The 25324-nt window shown below is 60.8% G+C and carries 18 protein-coding genes and 2 tRNA genes; 7 read left to right on the top strand and 13 right to left on the bottom strand.

All coding sequences use genetic code 11. The features are described from left to right. Nucleotides 1-4 precede the first annotated feature (4 nt). Together RC54_RS15570 and ppc are read right to left on the bottom strand one after the other, a co-directional pair. Nucleotides 5-943 (bottom strand): dienelactone hydrolase family protein, encoded by a 939-nt coding sequence (locus RC54_RS15570; protein WP_017450140.1) that lies wholly within the window; start codon nt 941-943, stop codon nt 5-7. A gap of 408 nt (nt 944-1351) precedes the next feature. After that, the gene (gene ppc / locus RC54_RS15560) at nt 1352-4270 is read right to left on the bottom strand and encodes a phosphoenolpyruvate carboxylase (RefSeq protein ID WP_061789693.1); all 2919 of its coding nucleotides are present in this window, start codon (nt 4268-4270) and stop codon (nt 1352-1354) included. Between the two features lie 256 nt (nt 4271-4526). Between ppc and hemC the strand changes: the two genes are divergently transcribed. From hemC to ppa, 5 genes are all read left to right on the top strand, one after another. After that, a complete protein-coding gene (hemC, locus tag RC54_RS15555) occupies nt 4527-5483 on the top strand; it encodes a hydroxymethylbilane synthase (RefSeq protein WP_058896012.1) in 957 nt (318 codons plus the stop codon). Continuing rightward, on the top strand, nt 5467-6264 hold the full coding sequence (locus RC54_RS15550) for a uroporphyrinogen-III synthase (RefSeq protein ID WP_061789694.1): 798 nt from the start codon (nt 5467-5469) through the stop codon (nt 6262-6264). The genes hemC and RC54_RS15550 overlap by 17 nt, the downstream gene beginning before the upstream one ends. A 35-nt stretch (nt 6265-6299) precedes the next feature. Continuing rightward, complete coding sequence (locus RC54_RS15545) at nt 6300-7517, top strand: uroporphyrinogen-III C-methyltransferase (protein ID WP_017450145.1); 1218 nt, start codon at nt 6300-6302, stop codon at nt 7515-7517. Between the two features lie 20 nt (nt 7518-7537). Then, entirely contained in the window at nt 7538-8737 is a 1200-nt protein-coding gene (locus RC54_RS15540) for a heme biosynthesis protein HemY (protein ID WP_061789695.1), read from the top strand. Nucleotides 8738-9007: 270 nt separating this feature from the next. Further along, a complete protein-coding gene (gene ppa, locus RC54_RS15535; RefSeq protein WP_017450147.1) occupies nt 9008-9541 on the top strand; it encodes an inorganic diphosphatase in 534 nt (177 codons plus the stop codon). Nucleotides 9542-9641: 100 nt separating this feature from the next. Here the strand turns inward: ppa and RC54_RS15530 are convergent, their stop codons facing one another. Then, complete coding sequence (locus RC54_RS15530; protein WP_058896009.1) at nt 9642-11327, bottom strand: peptide chain release factor 3; 1686 nt, start codon at nt 11325-11327, stop codon at nt 9642-9644. Between the two features lie 245 nt (nt 11328-11572). Further along, nucleotides 11573-13087, bottom strand: a complete 1515-nt coding sequence (locus tag RC54_RS15525) for a DUF3300 domain-containing protein (RefSeq protein ID WP_061789696.1) — start codon at nt 13085-13087, stop codon at nt 11573-11575. Nucleotides 13088-13513: 426 nt separating this feature from the next. Between RC54_RS15525 and RC54_RS15520 the strand changes: the two genes are divergently transcribed. Next, nucleotides 13514-13972 (top strand): GNAT family N-acetyltransferase, encoded by a 459-nt coding sequence (locus RC54_RS15520; RefSeq protein WP_058896008.1) that lies wholly within the window; start codon nt 13514-13516, stop codon nt 13970-13972. A gap of 540 nt (nt 13973-14512) precedes the next feature. Beyond that, entirely contained in the window at nt 14513-16087 is a 1575-nt protein-coding gene (locus tag RC54_RS15515) for a methyl-accepting chemotaxis protein (protein ID WP_244216355.1), read from the top strand. 243 nt (nt 16088-16330) lie between these two features. On the opposite strand, the gene RC54_RS25330 is transcribed toward RC54_RS15515, so the two are convergent. The 9 genes from RC54_RS25330 to nirD all read right to left on the bottom strand — a co-directional run bounded on the left by RC54_RS25330 (nt 16331) and on the right by nirD (nt 25279). Beyond that, nucleotides 16331-17155, bottom strand: a complete 825-nt coding sequence (locus RC54_RS25330; RefSeq protein ID WP_156481305.1) for a hypothetical protein — start codon at nt 17153-17155, stop codon at nt 16331-16333. A gap of 426 nt (nt 17156-17581) precedes the next feature. Then, on the bottom strand, nt 17582-18088 hold the full coding sequence (locus RC54_RS15510; RefSeq protein WP_061789698.1) for a DUF4440 domain-containing protein: 507 nt from the start codon (nt 18086-18088) through the stop codon (nt 17582-17584). A gap of 255 nt (nt 18089-18343) precedes the next feature. After that, on the bottom strand, nt 18344-19204 hold the full coding sequence (locus RC54_RS15505) for a hypothetical protein (protein WP_061789699.1): 861 nt from the start codon (nt 19202-19204) through the stop codon (nt 18344-18346). Nucleotides 19205-19210: 6 nt separating this feature from the next. Next, the gene (locus RC54_RS15500; protein WP_061789700.1) at nt 19211-20215 is read right to left on the bottom strand and encodes a DUF2515 family protein; all 1005 of its coding nucleotides are present in this window, start codon (nt 20213-20215) and stop codon (nt 19211-19213) included. 323 nt (nt 20216-20538) lie between these two features. Then, nucleotides 20539-20615, bottom strand: a tRNA-Arg gene (locus RC54_RS15495). A 97-nt stretch (nt 20616-20712) separates the two neighbouring features. Then, nucleotides 20713-20789 (bottom strand) — tRNA-Pro (locus RC54_RS15490). A gap of 80 nt (nt 20790-20869) precedes the next feature. After that, nucleotides 20870-23635: a nitrate reductase gene (locus RC54_RS15485; protein WP_061789701.1), complete on the bottom strand. Its 2766-nt coding sequence runs from the start codon at nt 23633-23635 to the stop codon at nt 20870-20872. A gap of 38 nt (nt 23636-23673) precedes the next feature. After that, nucleotides 23674-24915 carry an NAD(P)/FAD-dependent oxidoreductase gene (locus tag RC54_RS15480; protein ID WP_061789702.1) on the bottom strand — a complete coding sequence of 414 codons (1242 nt, stop codon included), beginning with the start codon at nt 24913-24915 and terminating at the stop codon, nt 23674-23676. A gap of 1 nt (nt 24916) precedes the next feature. Continuing rightward, entirely contained in the window at nt 24917-25279 is a 363-nt protein-coding gene (gene nirD / locus RC54_RS15475; protein ID WP_058896001.1) for a nitrite reductase small subunit NirD, read from the bottom strand. Nucleotides 25280-25324 lie beyond the last annotated feature (45 nt).

Raw genomic sequence — 25324 nt, 5'->3', positions numbered from 1 at the left:
TGCCTCAGTAATTGAGCTTGGCGTCCAGGAAGTTGAGCATGGAGCGATAGGCCTGGTTGCGCGCATCCGGGTTGCCGCCGCTGGTGACGCCTTCGCCGCGCTTGCCCACGCCCTTGACGTCCATGCGTACGTGCACCGGCAGGCCGGGTGCGTCGAAGTCGTGGTAGGTGTCGGGATATAGGCGCAGGGCGATTTCGGTATCGCTGCCCTGCATCTTTTGTTCGATGGCTTCGCACGCCTGGGGCGGGGTCCAGTCATCGTTTTCACCCATCAGGATCAGCAGCGGCGCGGCTGGCTTGAAGGGTTCGCCGGCCTTGGCATAGGGGCGGCAATCCGGGTAGAAGGCCACCGCGGCACGCGGCTGGATCTTGCGCACGGCCACGTCGGTCTCGGCCAGGTTGATCGAGGCCAGCAGGGTCGAGGCGCCATGCGACCAGCCCAACAGGGCGATGCGCTTGACGTCCACGTCCGGTTGCGAAGTCACCCAGTGCATCGCCGCCTGGACATCGAAGCGGCGGTTCATGGCGCTGATCTCGCGCTGGGCGACGCTGTCCTGGCAGGTCGAGCGACGTCCGCGCGGAGTGAAGCTGTCCGGGAACAGCACGTTATAGCCGGCGTCGGTGAGCACGCGCGCCATGGCCAGGTGGCGCGGCGTGAATTCACCGCGACCATCCTTGATGATGCTGTAGAGACCGCCGCAGCCATGCAGGGCGATCACGGTCGGGTACGGTCCCTTGCTGCTGGACGACTTGCGCGCCTTGATCCACACCCCATACAGGGCCGTGGCCTTGCCGCCCTTGTCATCCACGCTGGTCAGCGAAACCCGGCGCGCTTCCAGGGGCTGCGGCGAGGCCGAATTGGCGGCAGCCTGTGCCCATGTCCCGATCGCGGCCAGCGATGCTGCAATGCAGAATGCGGCCAGCGGTTTTGCCCAATTACGCATGATGTCTGGTTCCCCGAATGGTAGCCGTATCGCCCAGTGGACACATTCCCCGGAGCCGGGAAAATGGTCGCCCAAGCAATATCCATGAGGCTGGGCGGCGATGACGTGCTTTAAATCTGTTCAGCTTCCATTTTACAAAAGTGAAGACTGCTGCGGAGAGTCGGATCGATTTTTGCGCTGCAAAAATCCGATTCAGCGCCCTGGCGCCGGTTTGCTTGTCCATCTCCCGCAACAGCTTGCTGCTTCGTCAAATGTCATTTCAACCATCTGTTATCGGCAGGTAAATGCTGAACTTGAGACGGAGCGTCTTCTGGTGCATGTCGCGCTGCCAACATTGGCTAGGGGCACGTAAAAAGGGCTGCCCGTCATCGGGGCAGCCCTGGCTGGGTAGTGCTGATGAAGCCGCGATCAGCCGGTATTGCGCAAGCCTGCCGCCACGCCGTTGATGGTGAGGTGGATGCCGCGCTGTACGCGTTCTTCCGGTGTGCGCTTGGCGGCGGCGGTGGCACGGTGGCGCTTGATCAACTCGACCTGCAGGTGGTTCAGCGGATCGAGATAGGCGAAGCGGTTCTTGATCGAGCGTGCCAGCAGCGGGTTGCCGGCCAGGCGTTCCTTGCTGCCGGTGATGGCCGAGAGCATGGTACTGGTGCGTTCATGTTCATCGGTGATGCGACCGAAGATGCTGGTGCGCAGCTTGCGGTCGGCCACCAGCCCGGCATAGCGCGAGGCAACCGCCAGGTCGGTCTTGGAGAGCACCATGTCCATGTTCGACAGCAGCGCCGCGAAGAACGGCCACTCCTTGCACATGGCACGCAAGGTGCTCATGCGCTTGGCGCTTTCCTTGGCGTTGCCGGCTTGTTCCAGCCAGCCCGAGACCGCGCTGCCAAAGCCATACCAGCCCGGCAGCAGCAGGCGGCATTGGCCCCAGGAGAAGCCCCAGGGAATGGCGCGCAGATCCTCGATACGTTGGGTGGCCTTGCGCGAGGCCGGGCGCGAACCGATGTTCAGTTGCGCGATCTCGGCAATGGGCGTGGCGGCAAAGAAGTAATCGGTGAAGCCCGGGGTCTCGTAGACCAGGTTGCGGTAGGCCTGGTAGGCGCGCTCGGACAGGTCTTCCATGACGCGCTCGAACTCGGCCAGCTTGCGGGCTTCCTTATCGTCGCTGCCGGCAGGCATGAGGCTCGCTTCCAGGGTGGCGGCCACCAGCAACTCCAGGTTGCGGCGACCGATATCCGGGTTGGAGAACTTGGAGGCGATGATTTCGCCCTGTTCGGTCAGGCGGATCTGGCCGTTCACGGTGCCCGGCGGTTGCGCCAGGATGGCCTGGTAGCTGGGGCCGCCACCGCGACCCACGGTGCCGCCGCGACCGTGGAACAGACGCAGCTTCACGCCCACTTCATTGAACAATTCCACCAGTTGGTTTTCGGCCTTGTAGAGCTCCCAGTTGGAGGTCAGGAAGCCGCCATCCTTGTTGGAGTCCGAATAGCCCAGCATCACTTCCTGCAACTTGCCATGCTTGGCGATCAAGCCCTTGACCTGCGGCAGCGTCAACCAGCCGCGCATGATCTGCGCCGCGCAACGCAGGTCGGGGATGGTTTCGAACAGCGGGATCACCATCAGCTCCAGTTCCTGCAATTGCTTGCCTTCGATGTGCAGGAGCCCGGTTTCCTTTTGCAGCAGCAAGACTTCCAGCAGGTCCGAGAGGGTCTCGGTATGCGAGATGATGTAGTTGCGGATGGCGCGCTCGCCATAGCGGCGGCGGATCTCGCGGGCCGCGCGCAGGATGGTCAGTTCGGATTCGGTTTCTTCGGCATATTGCAGGTAGGGCGAATACAGCAGACGCGGCTGCGCCAATTCGCCCAGCAGCAGGGTGATCTTGCGTTCTTCGCTCAGGCCCGCGTAGTGGCTCTCGACCTGGGCCTTGGCCAGCAGATCGGCCAGCACGCGTTCGTGGATGTCAGAGCTCTGACGCATGTCCAGCGTGGCCAGGTGGAAGCCGAAGATTTCCACCGCCCGCTTCACACCGGCTAAGCGCGGCTTGATGAGGGCGGCGCCATGGTGGGCCTGTAGCGAGCTCACCAGCACCTCCAGCTCGGCCACGCATTCGGCCGGGTTGGCATAGGGCGCGGCGCTACCGATTTCCTGGCGCAGGATATTGACCACGCCCAACGAGCGGGCGGTGGCGGCCAGGCGCGCATAGATGCCGATCAAGGCGCGTCGATAGGGTTCGTCGGCGCGGTGTTCGGAGTGGTCCGGCGAGGCATCGGCCAGGGCCAGCAGTTCCGGGCTGGCATCGACCATCAGGGTCGAGATGGAGAGCTCGGCACCCAGCGTATGCACTTCATCAAGGTAGTAGTCGAAGATGGTGGTGGACTGGCGCTTCAATGCATGTTGCATGGTGGCGGCATTGACGTTGGGATTGCCATCGCGGTCGCCACCGATCCAACTGCCCATCTGCAGGTAGGGCGGCAGCTCGGCCGCACGCGCCTTGGCGCGCGAGGGGAACTGGCTGTCGATCTCGGCTTCGATGTCGTCGTACAGCGCCGGCAGTTCGCGCAGGAAGGTGATGCGGTAGTAGGAGAGGGCGTTCTCAATCTCATCGGCCACCGTCAGCTTGGTATAGCGCAGCATACGGGTCTGCCACAGCGTGGCGATGCGCGCGCGCAGCAGCTCGGTGTTGTGGCGCAGTTCGCGCGGGGTCAGCGGCAGGTCGCGCTCGGCCACCAGGCGGGCGATCTCGCGCTCGGCGTCCAGGATCGACTTGCGCTGCACTTCGGTCGGGTGGGCGGTCAGCACCGGCGAGACCAGCGCTTCCTTGAGGAAGCTGCGCACCTGGGCGCCGGAGACGCCGGCATCATCCAGACGCGAGAGCGCATAGGCCACGCTGCCCGGCTGGGCTTGCGAGCCGGCCAGCAGGTGGGCGCGGCGGCGGCGATTGTGGTGCTGGTCCTCGGCGATATTGGCCAGGTGCGAGAAATAGGAAAACGCACGCACCACCGAATTGGTCTGGTCGCGGGTCAGTTTCTTCAATAGCTTGTCGAGCTCGGCGCCGGCCTTGGCATCGGATTCGCGGCGAAAACGCACGGCGGTCTGGCGGATGGTTTCCACCACCTCGAAGACGTCATCGCCTTCCTGCTCACGCACCACTTCGCCCAGCAGGCGGCCCAGCAGGCGGATGTCTTCCTTCAAGGGCGCATCCTTGTCGGTGGCCGGGCTGCGCTTGGCGGCAGGGGCGCGCGCAGTGGGGACGGCGGGCGATGCGGGTGCGGTGGACGGGGTGGATGGAGTGGAACGGGCACTGCGTTTAGTTGGATTTGTAGTCGCCATGATCAACGGTTGCTGCGGTTTTCGGAGGAGAAAGTCGTGCTTGTGGATCGGATTGCCGTGGGTGTGCGTGCTAGAATTTGCCTCGTTTTGGGTTTGTGTCTCGCTTCTGGTCTGTGTGATCGAACTTGCTTGCTGCTCGCTTAGGATCGCATCTTTAATCGTTTTAATCGTTTTTTTTTACAGTCTGGATTCGCCGGTCTCCTGCTTTCCCTGTCGCTTTTGCCGCGCTTGCCACGACTGAATCGGAAAGCCCGTCTTGAAAGAATTTCCTCCTTCCAACATCGTCATCGTCTCGCGTGAAAGCCGCCTTGCCATGTGGCAGGCCGAGTACGTGCGGGACCGTCTGGCCGCATTATATCCGCAGTGCAGTATCAACATTCTCGGAACCACCACCCGTGGCGACCAGATTCTCGATCGCGCATTGTCCAAGGTCGGCGGCAAGGGTTTGTTCGTCAAGGAACTCGAAGTGGCCATGGCCGAAGGCCGCGCCGACCTGGCCGTGCATTGCTTGAAGGATATGCCCATGGACCTGCCCGAAGGCTTCGAGCTGGCCGCCGTCCTGGAGCGCGAAGACCCGCGCGACGCCTTCGTCTCCAATGACTTCGCAGCCCTCGATGCGCTGCCGCCCGGCGCCATCGTCGGCACCAGCAGCCTGCGGCGCCAGGCCATGATCGCCTCGCGTTATCCGCAACTGGTGGTCAAGCCCCTGCGCGGCAACCTCGATACCCGCCTGGCCAAGCTGGACCGGGGCGACTATGCCGCCATCATCCTGGCCGTGGCCGGTCTCAATCGTCTGGGCCTGAAGGCGCGCATCCGCTCCTTCCTCGACCCCGAACAAAGCTTGCCCTCGCCCGGCCAGGGCACGCTGGCCATCGAAATCCCCGCCGGTCGCGACGATATCAAGCGCCTGCTGGCGCCGCTGCATGATGAGCCTGCCGCCGTGGTCTCGGCCGCCGAACGTTCGGTCTCGCGCATCTTCGGCGCCAGTTGCCAGATCCCGCTGGCGGCCTATGCCACGCTGCAAGGCCAGCGCCTGCATCTGCGCGCCATGATCGCCACCCCGGACGGTGCGCAAGCCGCTGCCGCCCAAGCCGAGGGCAGCGCCGACGCGCCCGAAGCCCTGGGCGCCCAAGTGGCCGACCTGCTCAAGGCCCGTGGCGCCGATGCCATCCTGGCCCTGTGCAAGGCCCAGGCCGATGCCGCTTCGGCCTGACATGTCGTCCTCCTTGCCGGTGGTCGTGACGCGGCCGCTGCAACAGGCGCAAGCCTTTGCCGCCAGCGTCGAGCAACTGGGGCGGCGCGCGGTGATATTTCCGCTGTTGACCATCGGGCCGGTAGCGGACGATGCCGAACTCAAGGCCACGCTGGCGCGCCTGCACGAGTTCGCCCTGGTGGTCTTCGTCAGCCCCAATGCCATCGATGCCGCCTTTGCGCATCTGTCCGGCTGGCCCAGCCAGGTGCCTATCGGCATCGTCGGCGAGGGCAGTCGCTTGGCCTTGCGCGCCCACGGTGTGGATAACAGCAATGCCACCCTCTACGGCCCGCAACGCGCCGACAAGATGGATTCTGAGGAATTGCTCAAATCCCTCCCTATGGAACAATTGCGCAACAAACGCGCTCTGATCGTGCGCGGCCAGACCGGTCGTGATTTCCTAAGTGAAGCTTTGCAACAACATGGCGTCACCGTCGAGCACCTGACCGCCTACCGCCGCCTGGCCCCTACGCTGGATGCGCGCAGCGGCGCGCTGCTGCTGGATTTGCTCGACGGTGGGGCCGACTGGGTCATCACCAGTTCCGAGGCCTTGCGCAATTTGCTGGACTTGGCAAGACTAGCCGGGGGCGAGGAACGTGTGGTAAAACTGCAACGGCAACGAATCGTCGTCTCCCACCACCGGATCGCCGAGACCGCACGGCAGCAGGGTTTCGTGCAGGTCATCCTGACCGGTTCGGGCGATGAACGCTTACTTGCTGCGCTTGCTCCCGCAGCTCCCTGAGCGGCCCCGTAATTTGCCGCGTTACAATCCAGCCCATGAACGAACAGCAATCCACCCCCCAATTGCCGGAGCCTCAGCCGCAAGCCAGCCACAACGCTGGTGCGGCTGCCTCGCAGGCGTCCTATACCTTCACCACGCCAGACGGCACGGCCGTACTGCGCCGCCGACAGCGCGCACAGACCGTCGTGTTGCTGCTGGTCATTGCCGGCCTGGGCGCGCAATGGTGGGTTTCGCATACTGAACTGCGCGACTTGCGCAGTGAAGTGGCACAGCGCCTGCAAAACGGCGACAACAGCAACAATGAATTGAAGGGCGTGCTCAAGTCGGTGGCCGAAAGTACCAAGGAACTGCAGGCCAAGGTCAGCGTGCTCGACAGCAAGCAGGCCGAATCCCAGAGCCAGCAACTGGCGCTGGAGCAGATGTACCAGGACTTGAACAAGAACCGCGACGACTGGGCCCTGTCCGAGATCGAGGAAGTCCTCTCCACCGCCGACCAGCAACTGGAGCTGGCCGGCAACGTGCAGGGTGCGCTGATCGCCCTGCAAAATGCCGACAAGAGCCTGTCGCGCTCGGACAAGGCACAGTTCATCGCCATTCGCCGTGCCATTGCGCGCGACATCGAACGCCTGAAGGCCTTGCCCACGGTGGACATCGCCGGCATCGCCGTGCGCCTGGACAGCGTGATCGGCCAGGTCGACAGCCTGCCGCTGCTGGTCGATGAGCGTCCGGTAGAGTCGGCCAGCGAGCCCAAGCCGCAGCCGGTGCGGGTCGCCGCCGAAAAGGAATCCAACAAGGAGTCCACCAAGGCCGGCGCCGCTCATGCCAAAACCAAGGCCGAAGCTGCGCCCGCCGAAGCCTCGGCCTGGTCGCAATGGCTGGCCGGTGCCCGCGAAACCTGGCACAGCATGAGCACCGAAATGTGGTCCGAACTGCGCCAGCTGGTGCGCATCCGCGAAGTGCAGACACCGGACGCCATCCTGCTCTCGCCGGGTCAGGCTTACTTCGTGCGCGAGAACCTCAAGCTGCGTCTGTTGAATGCGCGCCTGGCCTTGCTTTCGCGCAATGAGTTCGCCTTCCGCAATGACCTGGCCTCGGCCCAGGACACCATTGCCAAGTACTTCGACACCCGCGCCAAGCAGGTCCAGACCACCCAGGCGCTGTTGAAGCAAGTGCAGGGCAGCAATGTCTCCATCCAGTTGCCCACGCTGGCCGAAAGCCTCAATGCCGTGCGCAACTACAAGGCCCGTCCGTGAGCCGCTGACGGGAACCTGATATGAAAATTCTGCTCTGGCTACTGACCCTCTTCGCGTCCGCCATCGGCCTGGCCGTGCTGGCGCGCTTCAACCCGGGCAATGTGGTGCTGTTCTATCCGCCGTACCGCATCGACCTGTCCCTGAACTTCTTCATCTTTGCCGCACTGGCGCTGTTCGTGGCGATCTACGTGGTGATCCGCGCCATCCGCCTGACCCAGAAGCTACCGGGCCGGGTGATCGCCTATCGCCGCGCCAAGCGCGAGAACGAAAGCAACAAGGCCCTGCGGGATGCCCTGAAAGCTTACTTCGAAGGCCGCTTCGGCCAGGCCGAGAAGTCCGCCACGCGCGCCTCCGACCTGCCCGAGAACGCCGGCATCGCCGCGCTGGTGGCGGCCCGCGCCGCGCACCGTATGCGCCAGGGCGACCGCCGCGACATCTGGCTGGCCAGCACCGAGGTCGATCCCTCGCTGAAGGCTGCACGCCTGATGACGGCGCTGGAATTGCAAGTGGACGAACACCACTTCAAGCAGGCGCTGCAGACCGTGGAAGAATTGAACGCCAACGGCACACGCCACATCCAGGCCTTGCAATGGGCCTTGAAGGCCAACCAGCAAGCCAAGAACTGGCCCGAGGTGCTGCGCCTGGTGCAGACCCTGGACAAGCGCAATGCCCTGCATCCGGCGCTGTCCAACCGCCTGCGCGAGATGTCCTACGACGCCTTGCTGTCGGATCGCTCGCACGATGCCGAATCGATCCGCCTGCTATGGAATGGCGTGCCCGGCGCCGACAAGCTCAAGCCCTACATCGCCGTGCGTGCGGCCCAGGCCTTTGCCAGCCGCGGCTTGCATGATGAGGCGCGTGGCCTGCTGGAACGTGCGTTGGCGGCCGACTGGGATATCCGCTTGCTGCGCGCCTACCGCGATTCGACCGCCGAAGCCGGCTCACCGGCCTTGCTGTCGCAGATCGAGCATTGCGAATCCTGGCTGGCCAAGAATCCGACGGATGCCGAACTGGCCCTGACGCTGGGCATGTTCTGCCTGCGCCAGAAGCTGTGGGGCAAGGCCCAGCGCCATCTGGAGCAAGCCCTGTCGGACGCCATCGAGCCGCGCACCGTGCGCGAATCGCACCTGGCCCTGGCGCAGTTGCACGAAGCCCTGGACCAACCCGAACAGGCGGCCGGCCACTACAAGCAATGCGCACTGGCCACGGCCATCCGCTGAACTCGTTGCCGGCATGAATGACCAAGGCGGGAGCGGCGCGAGCCCTTCCGCCTTTTTTGTGCCCGTTACGAGGCCCTGTCATGTTGGCGTAAGTTGTACCGGCCAAGATGCCGGGCAAGCCTCGAATGCCGCTATAATTGCGACTTTCCGATGTCAGGTAATACCTTATATGAGCATTAAACACTGTCTAATGCTCATTGGAGGTAGCGTTAATGCTGATGCAATGCCGACCGGAAACCGCTTTTCGTTTCTTTCCCTAGTGAGAATCCCATGAGCCTGAACAACGTCCCCGCTGGCCGCGACCTGCCCAATGACTTCAACGTGATCATCGAAATCCCGATGAACGCCGACCCGATCAAGTACGAAGTGGACAAGGACACCGGCGCCATCTTCGTCGACCGCTTCATGGGCACCGCCATGCACTATCCGTGCAACTATGGCTACATCCCTCAGACCCTGTCGCAAGACGGCGACCCGGTCGACGTGTTGGTGATCACCCCGTTCCCGCTGATCCCGGGCGTGGTGGTGCGCTGCCGTCCCATCGGCGTGCTGAAGATGGCCGATGAATCGGGCATCGACGCCAAGCTGCTGGCCGTGCCGGTGGACAAGATCCTGCCGATCTACACCCACTGGCAAAAGCCGGAAGACCTCAACGAACTGCGCCTGAACCAGATCAAGCACTTCTTCGAACACTACAAGGACCTGGAAAAGGGCAAGTGGGTCAAGGTCGAAGGCTGGGAAGGCCCGGACGCCGCCCGCGCCGAAATCCTGGCGGGCGTGGAAGCGTTCAACAAGGCCAAGTAATTCCCCCGCGGTCGCCACAAAAAAATCGCCCGACAGGTTTGCGCCTGTCGGGCGATTTTTCTTGTCGGGCCTGTGGCCGCTCAATGCCTGTGCAGCAGGATCAGTCCAGCTTGGCCGCGTGCTCGCGGGTGGCATGGAAGGTGATTTCCGGCCAGCGTTCCTGGGTCAGGCGCAGGTTCACGCCCGAGCTGGCCAGGTAGGCCAGGTTGCCGGCGGCATCGATGGCCAGGTTGGCGCCCGCGGAGGACTTCTCGAAGTCGGCCAGCTTCTTCTTGTCGTCGCAACTGATCCAGCGCGCGCTGCTGATGCTGGTACCTTCGAAGACCGCGTCCACGCCATATTCATTCAACAGGCGGCTGGCCACCACTTCGAACTGCAGCACCCCCACCGCACCCAGGATCAGATCGCTGCCGGTCACGGGCTTGAAGACCTGCACCGCGCCTTCTTCGCCCAGTTGTTGCAAGCCCTTGTGCAATTGCTTGATCTTGAGCGGATTGCGGATGCGCGCCACGCGGAAGAAGTCCGGGGCGAAGTAGGGGATGCCGGTGAACTGCAGCATCTCGCCTTCGGAGAAACTGTCGCCGATCTGCATGTTGCCGTGGTTGGGCAGGCCGATGATGTCGCCGGCATAGGCTTCTTCGACCTGCTCGCGGCTGGAGGCCATGAAGGTCACCACCGAGGACACCTTGATCTCGCGATTCAGGCGCAAGTGTTTCAACTTCATGCCGCGCTCGAAGCGGCCCGAGCACACGCGCAGGAAGGCGATGCGGTCGCGGTGCGCCGGGTCCATGTTGGCCTGGATCTTGAAGACGAAGCCGGAGAACGGCTCCTCGGTCGGCTTGACCTCGCGCACGGTGGCATCGCGTCCGCCCGGGCCCGGTGCCCAGTCCAGCAGCGCATCGAGAATCTCGCGCACGCCGAAGTTGTTGATGGCCGAACCGAAGAACACCGGGGTCTGGATGCCGGCCAGGAAGTCGTCCAGGTTGAAGGGGTGGGAGGCGCCATGCACCAGTTCCACTTCCATCTTCAACTGCTCGATTTCCAGCGGGAACATCTCGGCCAGCTTGGGATTGTCGATGCCCTTGATGATTTCCACGCTGCCGTTGGCGCGCTCTTCGCCGGCCTTGAAGAGCATGATCTCATCGCGCAGCAGGTGATACACGCCGCGGAAATTCTTGCCCATACCGATTGGCCAGGTCACCGGCGCGCACTGGATCTTCAGCACCGACTCCAGCTCATCCAACAGCTCCAGCGAATCGCGGGTTTCGCGGTCCAGCTTGTTCATGAAGGTGATGATGGGCGTATTGCGCATCCGGCACACGTTCAACAGCTTGATGGTCTGTTCTTCCACGCCCTTGGCGGCGTCGATCACCATCAGCGCCGAGTCCACGGCGGTCAGCACGCGATAGGTATCTTCCGAGAAGTCCTGGTGGCCGGGGGTGTCGAGCAGGTTGACCACGTGGTCGCGATACTCGAACTGCATCACCGAGCTGGCCACCGAGATGCCGCGCTGCTTTTCGATTTCCATCCAGTCCGAGGTCGCATGACGGCCGCTCTTGCGCGCCTTGACGGTGCCGGCCAACTGGATCGCACCCGAAAACAGCAGCAGCTTTTCGGTCAGCGTGGTTTTACCGGCGTCGGGGTGGGAGATGATGCCGAAGGTACGGCGGCGCTTGACTTCGCGCGCGATCAGGTCGGTCGAGACCTTGCGGCTGGCGCCGGCCTCGGTAGCCTCATCGGCGGCGGCGCTGGCGAGGTCGGGATGTTCGTTGCTGGGTTCTTGCATGGCGGATCGGTCGGGTCGGAGGCCGGAGGAACGCGGCCCCTGGCGCGGCTGGACGATCCAACCCGGCATGGCCCGGCCGGCGCGCGCAAGAGGAGGCGCCGCGCAGCCTGTTCCGAAAGCTCTGGAAAACCCGTGATTATAACTGAAGCGGCCCGCCTCTCCGTATGTTTGCCGGATGGCAATGCGGGGAGGGCGGGCCGTGGCGAGGAGTGCTGCTCGCCACCGCTCAAGAACACTCAGAAAACTCAGGAATGCTCATCCCTGCGCTCATCCTTGCGCGGGTGCGCCTCCCGCTGCGGCTGAGGCGGCGGCGGCTGATGCGCCTGCGGCTCGCGATGCACGGCTTGCTCGTGCTGTTGGCGCGCCTGCTCCATCGCCACGCGCTGCGCCTGTTCGCGCTGCTGGTTCATCATCTGCTGCTGACGCATCTCCTGCTGACGCTGTTGCTGCTGCAAGTGCTGTTGCTGCATCTGTTGCTGATGCTGTTGTTGCCACTGCAGTTGCTGCTGGCGCTGCTGCCACTGACGCTCCTGGGCCTGCTGTTGCTGGGCTTGCTGGTCGCGCTGATGCTGTTGATCGCGGATCATCTGCTCGCGCTGGCGCTGCTGGTCATTGGCCTGCTGTTCGCGCTGGCGTTGCTGTTCGAAGGCCTGGCGCTGGCGTATCTGGTCCTGCTGGGCCAGGCGCTGCTGCACATTGTCGACTACCGGCAGCGCATGTGCCTGGCCAGGCTGGAAGACCGGTGCCTGCGGACCATGCTCGCGCCATTGCGGCTGGGCTGGTGGCTGCATCTGCGCCACTGGCGCAGGACGCGCAGGCGGGTTCAGCACCGGCGCCTGTTGCTGGGCAAAGCGTCCGCCGCCATAACGGGCATCGTGATGCCACACCACCGGCCGTGAATTGAACGCCACATTGCGGTTGATCGTCACGTTGTTGTTGACGATGCGATTGTTGACCACGTTGGTGTTGTTCACGTTGGTCACATTGGTGACGTTATTGGTGATGTTGTTGATGCGCGTCTGGGTCACCAACACCTGGCGCTGGCGCCAGTCGGGGCGGGCGTCTCCGAAGAAGGCACTCATGACGCCGATGCCGCTGCTAAAGCTGATGCTGGCCGAAAAACCCGAGCTATAGCTGGGCGGGCGATAGCGCGGCGGCGGCACCCATACCAAGGGCGGCGCCGACGGCCACCACCAGCTACCGTAGACCACGGTTGGGTTGTAATAGGGCACATAGACTACCTGCGGATTGACCGGCACGATCTCGATGACATCCTCTTGCACCACTACGCGCTGCTGCGGGCTGGACTCCAGGGTGCCGGCAATGCGGGCCCGTTCGCGCAGGTTCTGCACCGTATCCATCACGGCCGGTTGTTGTGCCAGGAAGGCCTGACCCAGTTGCTGCATCCAGTCCAGGCGATCATTCAACATCGCCAGCACCGAAGGAAACTGCACCAGCGCCTTCACGCTCGGGTCCCAAGGCATGGGCGCCACGGCGCGCGCCAGGCCGTCGCCCTGCAAGCCCGGTCGCGCTTCCACGAAACGCTGCGCCTGCACCACTTCCAGCGGATAGGTCGAGGCCATCAGCACCTGTGCCAACAGCGAATCGGGATACAGCGCCACCGGTGCCAGCATCTGGTCCAGTTGCTGCTGGGTATAGACGGCCGGGGCTACGGGATCGTTACTCTGCGCTTGCGCGGGCATACCCGAGACCAGCGAAAAGACCAGGCAGGCGGCCCAGGCCAGGGATGTCTTGTTCACGTCGTTCTCCTTGCCGAATTGCGTGCAGGGGAATGGGGGGAAGAAAAATGCAGTTTCCCTTGCACTAAGGTGAAGCCATGTTCGACCAGGATCACCCGGCCAGGTGTAACGGAATTGCAAGCGATGTTTCAGGCCGATGGCGAGGGTAGGAGGGGTATTGCTGGAGGGAAAGCCTTGCGCAAGACGGGGGCTGCTGTGGCATCATGAACGGCCACGGAACGAATCTCATCAATGGAATCGATCAATCCGGCAGTGAACAGATCCTGGCCAGTTCCCTGGTCACGGATATTGTCAGCTGCCCAAGAGGCCCGCCACGCCTGGGGTTAGACCAAGAGAACCGGAGCAAGAGAAACGTTCTAAACTGTTTTCGCATCATGCATCAAGGCAAATTTTTTACGACAACAAGCCATCAAGCAAGGAACGACCATGAGCCATCACCTGATCTGGCGGCGCGATGATTTCCTCATCGACACCGATCCCGACCGGCTGGACATCCCCCTCATCCACGACGTACTGACCCATTCGAGCTGGTCTCCCGGCATCGATCTCAACACCGTGCGCACGGCCCTGGCCAATAGCCTGTGCTTTGGCCTGTATCGCGGCAAGGAGCAGATCGGCTTTGCCCGCGTGGTGACCGATCACGCCACCTTCGGCTACCTGTGCGACGTCTTCGTCATCGGCGAGCTGCGCGGCCAGGGCCTGGGGCGCTGGATGATCGAATCGGTCAACCAGCACCCGACCCTGCAGAAACTGCGGCGCGTCATGCTGACCACTTCTACTGCGCCGTGGTTGTATGCCAGCTGTGGTTTCGAGGCCATCAATCGTGGCGACTTCGTCTGGCATATCTCCCGTCCAGATATCTATCGTCAGGCTGCGCAGCAGTAAGCTGGGTCTGTATCACTGCATTGTCATTGCTTATCGGCGGAGCCTGTCATGGCTCCGCTGTTCCATTTTTCCTCCTCGTTTTACTCTTCCTTCAGGTTGCGCGGTAGCGCACTGCCTCGACCGAAAAAACTTATTTTTTAGCGTAATCACGATCTTCACTGAATACAGCAAAACAGCTAGTGATTCCTGTCAGATGGGGTCAGAAGTTGGCTTGATACGCTACGGCTGTCTCCGTTTTTTCTAAGCTTATTTCTTCCCGCATTGGCTTGTTGGGTGGCGCTTGGCGCTATGCAATTAAGTTTTGGCGATGACTTGATCCAGTTCCTGCCGCAATGGCGCAAAGATGATCCGTATCAAAGAGTGGGCAGATGTGAATTTGCATCATTTTTGTCCGACTTATAATTTTTGTACATCTTTCATTGCCACCATCGCATCGCCACGCCATGCATCCAGTGCCAAGGGCAGGGCCATGCCTACCGACATCCGATCATGACCATCACCAATAAACTCCGTCTCCTGCTTCTTGCCGTCGTCCTCGGCATGGCCAGTCTGACTGGCATGAGCATCTACCAGAGCAACAAGATTGCCGACGCCGCCAGCTATACCTCGACCAACATCGTGCCCAGCCTGCTGGTGCTGGGCGATGCGGGCGAAGCGGTGTTCCGTATACGGGTGGGTATCTGGCGTTATGCCGCGTCCACCGATGCCGCCACCCGTGCCAAGCTGGAAAAATCAATGAACCTGCAAGGTGAAAAAGTCCTGGCCGCCTTCGAGCGCTACCAGAAGGAAAACCTCACCGATGCCACTGATGCCCAGTTACTGCAAGCCGACCGCGACGCCTTCGCCGACTATGAAAAAAGCCGTCAGACCGTCCTTACCCTGGGCGCCGAAGGCAAGACCGAACAAGCACTGCAAGCAGTGGAGCAACTGGTGGTGCCGCCCGGCGACAAGCTCATCAACGCCCTGGCTGCGCATCGCCGTTACAACGAGCAATTGGGCCAGCAAGCCGTGCAAACCGCGCAAGACAGCCTGCGCTCGGCGCTTTACCAGGCCGTGCTGATGAGTCTGGTCATCTGCGCCATCGTGGGCATGGTCAGTGTGGTGATTTCACGCACCATTTCCAGCGCCCTGGGCGAAGCCATCCAGGCCGCGCGCGCCATTGCTACTGGCGACCTCAGTACCCGCATCCATCGCCGCGCCAATGACGAAGTGGGCCAACTGATGCAAGCCATCCAGCAGATGACCGACAGCCTGGTGCGCATCGTCAGCAACGTGCGCAACAGCGCCAGCACCATCGACACTGCGTCGGCCGAAATCGCGGCGGGCAACCTCGACCTGTCTTCCCGCACCGAAGCCCAGGCCGGCTCCATCGAAGAGACCGCCTCGGCCATGGAACAGCTCACCTCGACCGTGCGCCAGAACGCCGACAACGCCCAAGAAGCCAATACCCTGGCCAGTTCCGCTTCCAGCGTAGCCACCGAAGGCGGGCACGCGGTACAGCAGGTGGTAGAGACCATGGCTGCCATCAATGCTTCCTCGCTCAAGATCGTGGACATCATCAGCGTCATCGATGGCATCGCCTTCCAGACCAACATCCTGGCGCTGAACGCCGCGGTGGAAGCCGCCCGCGCTGGCGAGCAGGGACGCGGCTTTGCCGTGGTGGCCTCGGAAGTGCGTTCCCTGGCCCAGCGCTCGGCGGCCGCCGCCAAGGAAATCAAGGAACTCATCGACGACTCCGTCTGTAAGGTCGAAAGCGGCAGCCGCCTGGTCGCGCAGGCGGGCAGCACGATGCAGCAGGTGGTCGAGAGTGTGCGTCGGGTCACCGACATCGTCGGCGACATCACTGCCGCCAGCGCCGAACAGAGCGACGGCATCGTCCAGGTTAACCAGGCCATCGGCATGATGGACCAGGCCACGCAGCAGAATGCGGCCTTGGTGGAGCAGGCGGCAGCGGCCTCGCAGTCGCTGCGCGAACAGGCGGTGAACCTGGCGCAGGCAGTCGGCGTGTTCCGGCTGGAGCGTCAGACGCCACTGATTGGCGAAGGGAGTGCGGGACAGGTGGCGGAGCGCGGCACAGCCATTGCGCAGCGTGAGGTATTGGCGCTGCCGGCCTGACCTCGGTGGGCCGGGGCAGGCGCCGCTGATGGTGGCGCCTGCCTTGCTTTTATATCGATTTTATAAATTATTTATATTAATTTTTTTGGATGGTCAGTTTCGGTCATGATATTTAAAACCCGGTGATCTTTAGTTGCGGTATGGTTCCTGCTCCCACGTTGGGGAAGGCATTTTGCAGCGACCATATCACGCCAGGGAGAGCCGATCATGACGCTTGCATATTCCCTGAGTTTATTTATCCGTTCACGTTACGAGAAACGTCCGGACAATAAATTTTTCAATTTCTGAGGCTCGGAGAGTCATAACGCTTTTTTGAATTTTTGGTTGGTGGCCGCTTTTTAAGCCCAGTTTTCGTTTGTGACTTACCATTCCAATCAGTTCTAGATCAAGGACCATTGAAGATCCAACCGCATGGGGAAATAAGATGGGCCTCCATGAAGCTTTTAATACAGGGCCTCCACTGAAACCATGGAGTTCGGGGTGCCCACCCCGCCGGACTCCCGATGTATCGGTAAGTTTTTTTCGATTGTGTTCAAGAGGAAGCCAGTAACTTCCGTCGGATGATCTTGCTTTTTCTTGATCGATAAAACCTGTAAGGAGAGCCCTTGTTCGTTCTATCTCGGGTCGCTTGTTACGTATCGAGAATCTGTTTTTCTTTGTTGCTGGAAATCCCAGCATGGCATACATACCTAAACGTGTCATAAACGGCTCTGCTCCAAAGTGAATGCACTGCGCACATTCAATGTGGTGCTTACGTAGCCACGTTCCAGTTAAACGGGCACAGGCCAAATCTCGTGACTTATCGGTGAAAAATGATAACTCCCGGAGGTCGAAAACCTTTTCATTCACAATGCCGAACGTGTACCCGTTTTGGGCGTCATCAAGGACATGTAGAGCCGTAATAAGAAATATATTTTCGTCTCCCACGGAAAGAAGGAAGGCGGTGCCAATGCCATCGAATCGCCCTCTTCTGCCTTCTGAAAAAATCGAAATTAGTGCCCTAGACCTAGTTGTGGCAAGGTTTTCGATGTTCTGCCTTAAAAACTGCATCGCTAGACGTTTATTCATTTTTGTCTGCTGTTCGTCGAATTGCTGTGTAGGCCGATAGGCTAGGTATGTCCTTTGTCAGGGCATTGGAAATATATCTCATCACAGCTATCTGAGTCGCACAAACAATTTTTCCGGGTCGTTGATGTGTGGAGTGAAGTTCTGATGATCCGTTGAGAAATGGGGCGACGGCCCGTAATTTGACGCCCCCTTAACGTATTCAAGGTCTTGAACTTGCATCCGTTGATGACTGTTATCGGATGTCTGTCCTATGAGCGCTTCGGAAATCGAACCCAAGCCTTTGGCTCGTAAAGCCTTTATTCGTTGGATTGACGTTTGGGGTGCGGAGTGGCCATTCCCTATATGCAACAAGGGCGCATCTCTGCGCCCTTGTTGTTTTCATCGTCAGCGTGGATCAGAACCGTCGGGTTTGCTCCACGCCAACGATCAATGCGGCATGACTTCCGGCATGGCCGAGGAGTGGTGGCTGCTGATGAGCCACTGCTTGCCATCCCATTCATAGGTGAAGGTGTAGCGGGCATGAACCACCTTGCCGGTGGTGCCGTAGGTGAAGCTGTAGAGACCGGCATCGATGGCGGTGTTGCAGCCGATCGACAGCCAGCGCATATCGATCTTGCCCACCGGTTTGTTATGCAGGAAGTGTTCGAAGTAATCGATACGTTCTTCGTTGGTAAAACGCGGTTTGTTGGACACGGTCGGCAACAGCAGCGAGCGCGGTGCATAGTTGGCGGCGACGGCTTCGGGCTTGAGTGTTTGCAGCGACTGATTCCAGCGGTCGAACAAGGCGGCGATTTCTTTTCCGGTGGTGGGCTTGCACACCTGGGTCTCGCCAGGTCCGGTCACCGAGAGTTCGGGATTGGCATTGCCCGATTGGGTCGAGGCGCAGCCGGTGAGGATCAACGCTAACGCAGATACGGAAAGTGCAATTTTCATTTTTGTTTCCCCTAGTTGTTGATGTATTCAGGCGTTACGGAGAAGACAAGCAGGCGAACATGATGTCTTCTGCGCAGGGCATTTTAAGGGGGGCGGTAGTGGTATGGCAAATGCCTGACTGAGGCGGATCGTTACTGCGTTCGGCTTCCAATGAAGTATGTCCTGCGGCAGTAACCTGTAATCGAATAGATCATGAGCCGACTGCCTGGCTGACGAAAATCGTCAGTTTCTTAGCTCTCGTCCGACAACAAACAGTCAGGGAGTCGGAGGTTGGGGGTCGCGATATTGCTTGTTGATCTTGATTCCGCGGGAAACAGCCTCTGCCTCGCGATCAGCACGCTGCTGTTGCAATTGCTTCAACGCGGCTGGGAGTACAGTTCGCCAGTTTTTTCGTTCCTTGGGTTTAACGTAAGCACGGAAACCTTCTTTATCGCCTGTCAAGGTGATGACCAGCAGATAAGCGCCAGGCTGGTTGACGTTCATTTTTTCCTGTGCGCGACGCATGGTTACGGTGAGGAAGGCGTCATCCCCATGGAAGGACCAGTGACTCATGTCTTCCAATTTCATCCACTCTTGCAGGCTAGGTTCGTAATCGATATTGAGTCCACTACTGGGTGACTGATGGATGACGTAATCGAAACGATCCTTTCCGGTCATCCGTGGGTCGTCAAGGTCGATGAGGGGCTCCCATCCCTTGGCTGCGATGTTCTGCAGGAATGCATAAATCGTTTTTCTGGCCTCGTCATGGCTGATCTGTGGCAGCGCCGAGATGTCTGCATAGATTTCCCATTCGGTGATGTTTTCTTCGGGGAACCAGCGATCATCCGCGCCTTGCAGGGATCGGACATGCGGCACTTCAATGGATTTCTTGCCCTGTTCAATGATGACCTTGCCAAGGCTGCTGGTGCTCCAGTCAATGGAATAAAAGTTGACCCCCGGTGGTCGCGTCACGACCTTCACGGCAGACGGGGCTTGCTTCAGTAGGGCTTCTGGACTTGAGTTGTTTTGGATTGTAATCACGGTAGCAGTATGTTGATCACGATTTTGAGCTTGCCCTAACATAGGCAAGACCAGCAGGAAAATGGAAACCAGAAGCTTTCGATATTTATTGTTCATCGTATGTCAACGTTGAAGCTTGGGAGGCGTAAAGATGGGAGGCTCTGGATCTTCCATGGTGCTCCAGGTAGCTATCGCCTGTAACTGTTCTTCCATGAAGTCTGCTTCCCGCTGCATCAATAAATGAAATGTTTTTGCTGCCTTTGTGATCCACGCCATCCGACTTCCTTCGTCCTCCAGTTCCGTTTCCTTTGGAGCGATAGATTTATGGTGAGCCTCTTTTGTGTCACATGCACAGGTAAAAGCTAAGCTTAATTCCGGGCTCGCCCAACTCACCCAGACTGAGCGCTGGGTCTTGACCCACCCGGAAAAGCAGGGATCTGCGTAAATGAGCGGTTGCAAAATAATGCGTTGTTCGTGATCAGCGATTGCCAATAAGTTATCCATTTGGATAGTCAGCTTTTTCTTGGCATTTTCTGTCGATTCAAATTGTCTGACGCTTTCAAATGCTTTACGAATGTGAGGCGAGATCCTCATATTATTGATTTTATTGAGGGCCTCTTTGTGCCACGGAAAATGTTCCATTTGAGCTTTGACAGCCGAAACATAAGCGGACGAATCCCGTTTTTCAAAACAGGGTGATACCGATGGATTGAACTGCGTGTAATACCAATGCCATCCCGCAATATCTTGGAAGAGCCAGAAGTTTCCTTTGCCCAGGCCATCTACTACTGGTGGCAGCAACTGTACCCGCAGCAATTCGAGCGAGCATGCGACAGTCTTGCTCGCAAAAGCCCCCAATGCCATCCAATAAAAACGTCCTTTGAATTCTTCTTTTTGTCCTTGCTCCATTTCCAGATAGAAACGCGCATATGTGGCGGCAATTCGTCGGGCTCGGACATTAAACTTTGCCAAAAGTCTTCCCTCGTTGCGCCCATGAAGTTTGCAAAGGCGCTTGGTGCATTGCTGCTGGACCAGCGACCACATCGTGTCGCAATTACATTGAACCTCTACGCAAGAATCCTTAGTAGTGTTTGTCCCTGCCTTAACCGAATCAGAGGCTTTTGTCATTTTTGGTGTCGTTGATGTCCGAATAAGCTAAGGAGTGATGGCTATCCCGTGGTCAGTTTGAAGATAGTAGTGATGGTTGAATCAACATCGAACTAACCGCGTACTTCAGCTAGGCAATTAAACTCATAACGACGAAGACCCCCTTGCCTTATCTTGGTTCCGTGGTGGCCCAATTTTTGACCGACAAGGCCTCTAGCTTGCTTGTTTCGGAACGGAGAAAACGCAAGCGCGTTTGTGCGTTTGTGTAGAGGAGCGAGGCTTGATTGTTGAGCCGTTGGCAATCCAACAGCCGCAGTGAGAAAGGTGGTCGTACGTAAAGGAACTGGCCTGCCCTGAGGGACTCGAACCCCCGACCTATGGCTTAGAAGGCCATTGCTCTATCCAGTTGAGCTAAGGGCAGTTCGGCGTGGCTGGCGGTGTGATGCTGCGCTGATGCGCTACTGCCAACGATCCAGAAAAAGAAAACGGGCTGTCCACGACAGCCCGTTTTTCATGAGTGGTCGGAGTACAAGGATTCGAACCTTGGACCCCCTGGTCCCAAACCAGGTGCGCTACCGGGCTGCGCTACACTCCGAGAAGCGAGATAATAGCAGCATTGATTGCAAACGGTCAACTGCAACCGTAATTTGCTTTCTTTTGCTCCTTTTCGCTTCATCAAGCCTGCACATCCTCCCGCTCTTCGGCCGCTGCCAATACCTTGATCTCGACCAGCAGTTTCTTGATTTCCGGCACGCATGAGCCACAATTGCCGCCCGCCTTCAGGCAAGCCGTGACCTGGCTCACTTCCTGCAAGCCTTGCTCCTTGATGGCTCGGCAGATGGTGTTGCGGCCCACGCCAAAGCAGGAGCAGACCGTCGGGCCGGTGTCGGCGCCTTTTTCGATGGGCTGGCCTACCAGCAGGCCGACACGGTCGGCATCCTCCAGCTTGTCCTTGGCGAACAGGCCGGCCAGCCAGGAGCGCGAGGGCAGGTCGGGGCGGGCGGACATGAAGAGGCACATGTCGATGCGATCCTCAACCACGTGTACGGCGCGATAGCTGCCGTCGCTCAAGTCTTCATATTCCAGCCAGTCGGCATCGGCATCCTGCACGCCCAGCAAGGCCCGCGCCCAGGCGGTGTGGTCGTTGATGTGGTTGCGTCCAGCCAGTTCATAGCGCACGAAGTCGCGCCCCTGCACCCGCGTCCAGTGCGTGATGTCGTCCAGCGCCAGCGCATGACGCGTGAGGATGAAGCCATGCCAGCCCACGCGGAATTCTTCGATGGCCACCGGGGTGTGCTTGAACTCGGGTTCGCCCGAGACCGGGTCGACCACCGGATTGACCACCGCGCCCACGCGGGCGTCCGAGGCCGATTGTCCATTCCAGTGAATCGGCACGAATAGTGCACCGCGCGGGATGCCGCCACCATGCTGGACGCGCGCCACCATCGCTCCCCAGCGGCTGCTGATGCGCGCCAGGCCGCCTTCGCGCACGCCGTAGAGCAGGGCGTCCTGTGGGTGGATGTCGATGAAGGATTCGGGGATGTGGCTGGCCAGGGTGGCCGATTTGCCGGTGCGCGTCATGGTGTGCCAGTGGTCGCGCACGCGGCCGGTGTTGAGGATCAGCGGGTAGTCTTCGCACGGGGCATGGCCGGGGCTGCGCGGCGCGGTCGGGATGAAGCGGGCGCGGCCATCGGGGTGGCTGAAGCGCAGGTCTTGTAGTACCCGTGCGGTGCCGTTGATGCTGCCATCGGACAATCGCTGCACCGGCCACTGGATCGGCGCCAGCGCATCGTAGCCGGGCCGGTCCAGGCCGGTCAGGCCGGCCAGGTTGAAGACCCGGCGCACCTGGCCGGCATCGGCCTGGCCATTGCGATAGGCCGACAGGCGCGCATGTTCGTCGAAGATCGCATGGGGGCCGTCGAAGTCGAAGCCGGTAAATCCCATGCGCTGTGCTACCTCGCAGAGGATGCGCCAGTCGCCACGCGCTTGGCCGGGGGCGCTGAGGAAGGCGCGCTGGCGCGAGATGCGGCGTTCGGAATTGGTGACCGTGCCATCCTTCTCGCCCCAGGCCAGTGCCGGCAGCAAGACGTGGGCGTAGGCATTGGTATCGGTCTGGGCGATCACATCCGAGGACACCACCAGCTCGCACTTCTGCAAGGCGCGCTGCACCAGGTCCGCGTCCGGCAGGCTGACCAGCGGATTGGTGGCGATGATCCATACCGCCTTGATGCGGCCCTCTTCGATGGCGCGGAACATGTCCACCGCCTTCAGGCCGGGCTGGTCGGCCATGCGCGGCGATTGCCAGAACTCCTGCACGATCTCGCGATGCAGCGGCTGCTCCAGGTCCATATGGGCGGCCAGCATGTTGGCCAGGCCGCCGACTTCGCGTCCGCCCATGGCATTGGGCTGGCCGGTGATGGAAAACGGCCCCATGCCGGGCTTGCCGATGCGGCCGGTGGCCAGGTGGCAGTTGATGATGCTGTTGACCTTGTCGCTGCCCACCGAGGATTGGTTCACGCCCATCGAGAATCCGGTGACCACTTTATCGGTCTCGGCGAAGGCTTGGTAGAAAGCCAGCAAGTCTTGCAGATCGACCTTGCACAGGCGCGCTACCGTGGCGGGATCGGCGCAGTCGGCGTCGGCCACCGCCAGGGCTTCGTCAAAGCCGTTGGTATGGGCGGCGATGAAGGCGTTGTCGCGCAGGCCACGATGGGCCAGGTAGCTCATCAAGCCATTGAAGAGCCAGACATCGGTGCCGGCCTTGATCGGCAGGTGCAGGTCGGCCAGTTCGCAGGTGGCGGTGCGGCGCGGGTCGATCACGATCAGGCGCAGGGCCGGGCGGGTTTCCTTCAGCTTGGCGATGCGCTGGAACAGGATGGGATGGCACCAGGCGGCGTTGGCGCCGACCAGGACGATCAGGTCGGCCAGTTCCAGGTCTTCATAGCAGACCGGGACCAGGTCTTCACCGAAGGCGCGCTTGTGGCCGGCCACCGCCGAGGACATGCACAGGCGCGAATTGGTATCGATGTTAGCGCTACCGATATAGCCCTTCATGAGCTTGTTGGCGATGTAGTAGTCCTCGGTCAGCAATTGCCCCGAGACATACAGCGCCACTGCGTTTGGGCCGTGTTCGGCGATGATGCTGGAGAACTTGCCGGCGACCTGCTCCAGCGCTACGTCCCAGGATACCTGCTGCAAGGCCCCTTGCGCATCGCGCACTTGCGGATGCAGCAGGCGGCCTTCCAGGTCGACGGTTTCACCGAGGGCCGAGCCTTTGACGCACAGGCGGCCGAAGTTGGCCGGGTGCTGCTCATCGCCCTTGATGCCCAGGCTGCCATCTTGCTGCATCGAGGCCGTGACGCCGCAACCCACGCCACAGTAGGGACAGGTGCTGCGGGTGGTCGCCACCGTCAGGGCCAGCGGGGTCTGGGAAAGATTCATTGGTATCCTCTGTTACTAATTGCCGTAAGCCGCAATGTTCAGGCCGCCTGCTGGCACATGGCCTGGCCGAACGGCAGTTCGCGGCGGAAGGCGCTGATGTCGCGTCCACTCTGGATCAGGTCGAAATACCACGGCCCATCCTTGACGTCACCATACAGTACCGCACCCACCAGGCGTGAGCCGCGCAGGACCAGGCGCTTGTAGATGCCGCGGCGCGGATCGCGCACCACCAGGTCTTCGGTATCGTCGCCGCCGATGAAGTCGCCGGCCGAATACAGGTCCACGCCGGTGACCTTCAGCTTGGTGGCCGTGGCCTGCTGTACGTAACGCCGATGACCGGCGCCGGCCAGATGCGCGCCGCATACCCGGGCCTGGTCCCAGATCGGTGCGACCAGGCCGAAGGTGGCCTGGCGATGCTGCACGCATTCGCCCACGGCATAGATGCGCGGATCGTAGGTCTGCAGGGTGTCATCGACGATGATGGCGCGTTCGCAATGCAGGCCGGCCGACTTGGCCAGGGCGATGTTGGGACGCACGCCGGCGGTCATCACCACCAGATCGGCAGGAATGCGGCTGCCATCCTTGAAGCGCACGGCGGTGACGCGATCCGGGCCGATGATTTCTTCGGTGTGGGCGTTGAGCAGGAAGCGCAGGCCCTTGGCTTCCAGTGCCTTCTTGAGCAGCTCGGCGGCGGGCTTGTCCAGTTGCTGGTTCATCAGGGTGTCGGTGACGTGTACCACGGTTACCTCCATACCCTGGCGCATCAGGCCATTGGCCGCTTCCAGCCCGAGCAGGCCGCCGCCGATGACCACTGCATGGCGGTGCGTGCGCGCGGCCTGCAGCATGGTGTCCACATCCTGGATGTCGCGAAAGGCGATCACGCCCGGCAATTGATGGCCCGGCACCGGGATGATGAAAGGCGTGGAACCGGTGGCCAGCAACAGGCGGTCATACTTCACGCTCAGGCCGGACTTGGCATGGACGCTGCGCAGGCGGCGGTCGATGTGGATCACCGGGTCGCCGGCGTGCAGGGTGATGCCGTTCTCCTGGTACCAGGCGCGCGGGTTGAGCATGATGTCATCGATGCTCTTGTCGCCGGCCAGTACCGGCGAGAGCATGATGCGGTTGTAGTTGCCGTGCGGCTCGGCGCCGAAGACGGTGATGTCATACAGGTCCGGTGCGAGCTTGAGCAATTCCTCCACCGTGCGCATGGCAGCCATGCCATTGCCGACCACCACCAGTGATGGCTTGGCTTGATCCTTGTCGGCGCTGGTCTGCATGTCAGCCACCGATCCAGACTTTGCCCTCGGCAATGCGCGCCGGCCAGGCCGGTACCGAGTTGGCGGGTTCTTCCAGGCAGTGGCCGGTGGTCAGGTCGAAGTGATGCTTGTAGATGGGTGAGGCTACCACGATGCGTTCCCCCAGGTTGCCCACCAGGCCGCGCGAGAGCACGGCCGCCTGGGCGTTGGGATCATAGTTGCCGATGGCGAACACGCGCGCCTGCGGCGTGCCGGAGGTACTGTCGATGACGTGGAACACCGCCACCTGCTGGTCGCCCACCAGGGCGGCCACGCCGGTGTTGGGGACGATCTCGGCCAGTTCGCAGATCGGGGTCCAGTGCTTGATTTGTTGGTCGCTGTGCATGATGGGTTCCTTATCGGTTCCTTATCGGTCCCTTGTACCGTCCTT

The sequence above is a fragment of the Herbaspirillum rubrisubalbicans genome, from assembly GCF_003719195.1.
GTDB classification, from domain to species: domain Bacteria; phylum Pseudomonadota; class Gammaproteobacteria; order Burkholderiales; family Burkholderiaceae_D; genus Herbaspirillum; species Herbaspirillum rubrisubalbicans.
This window is presented reverse-complemented; position numbering and strand designations above follow the sequence as displayed.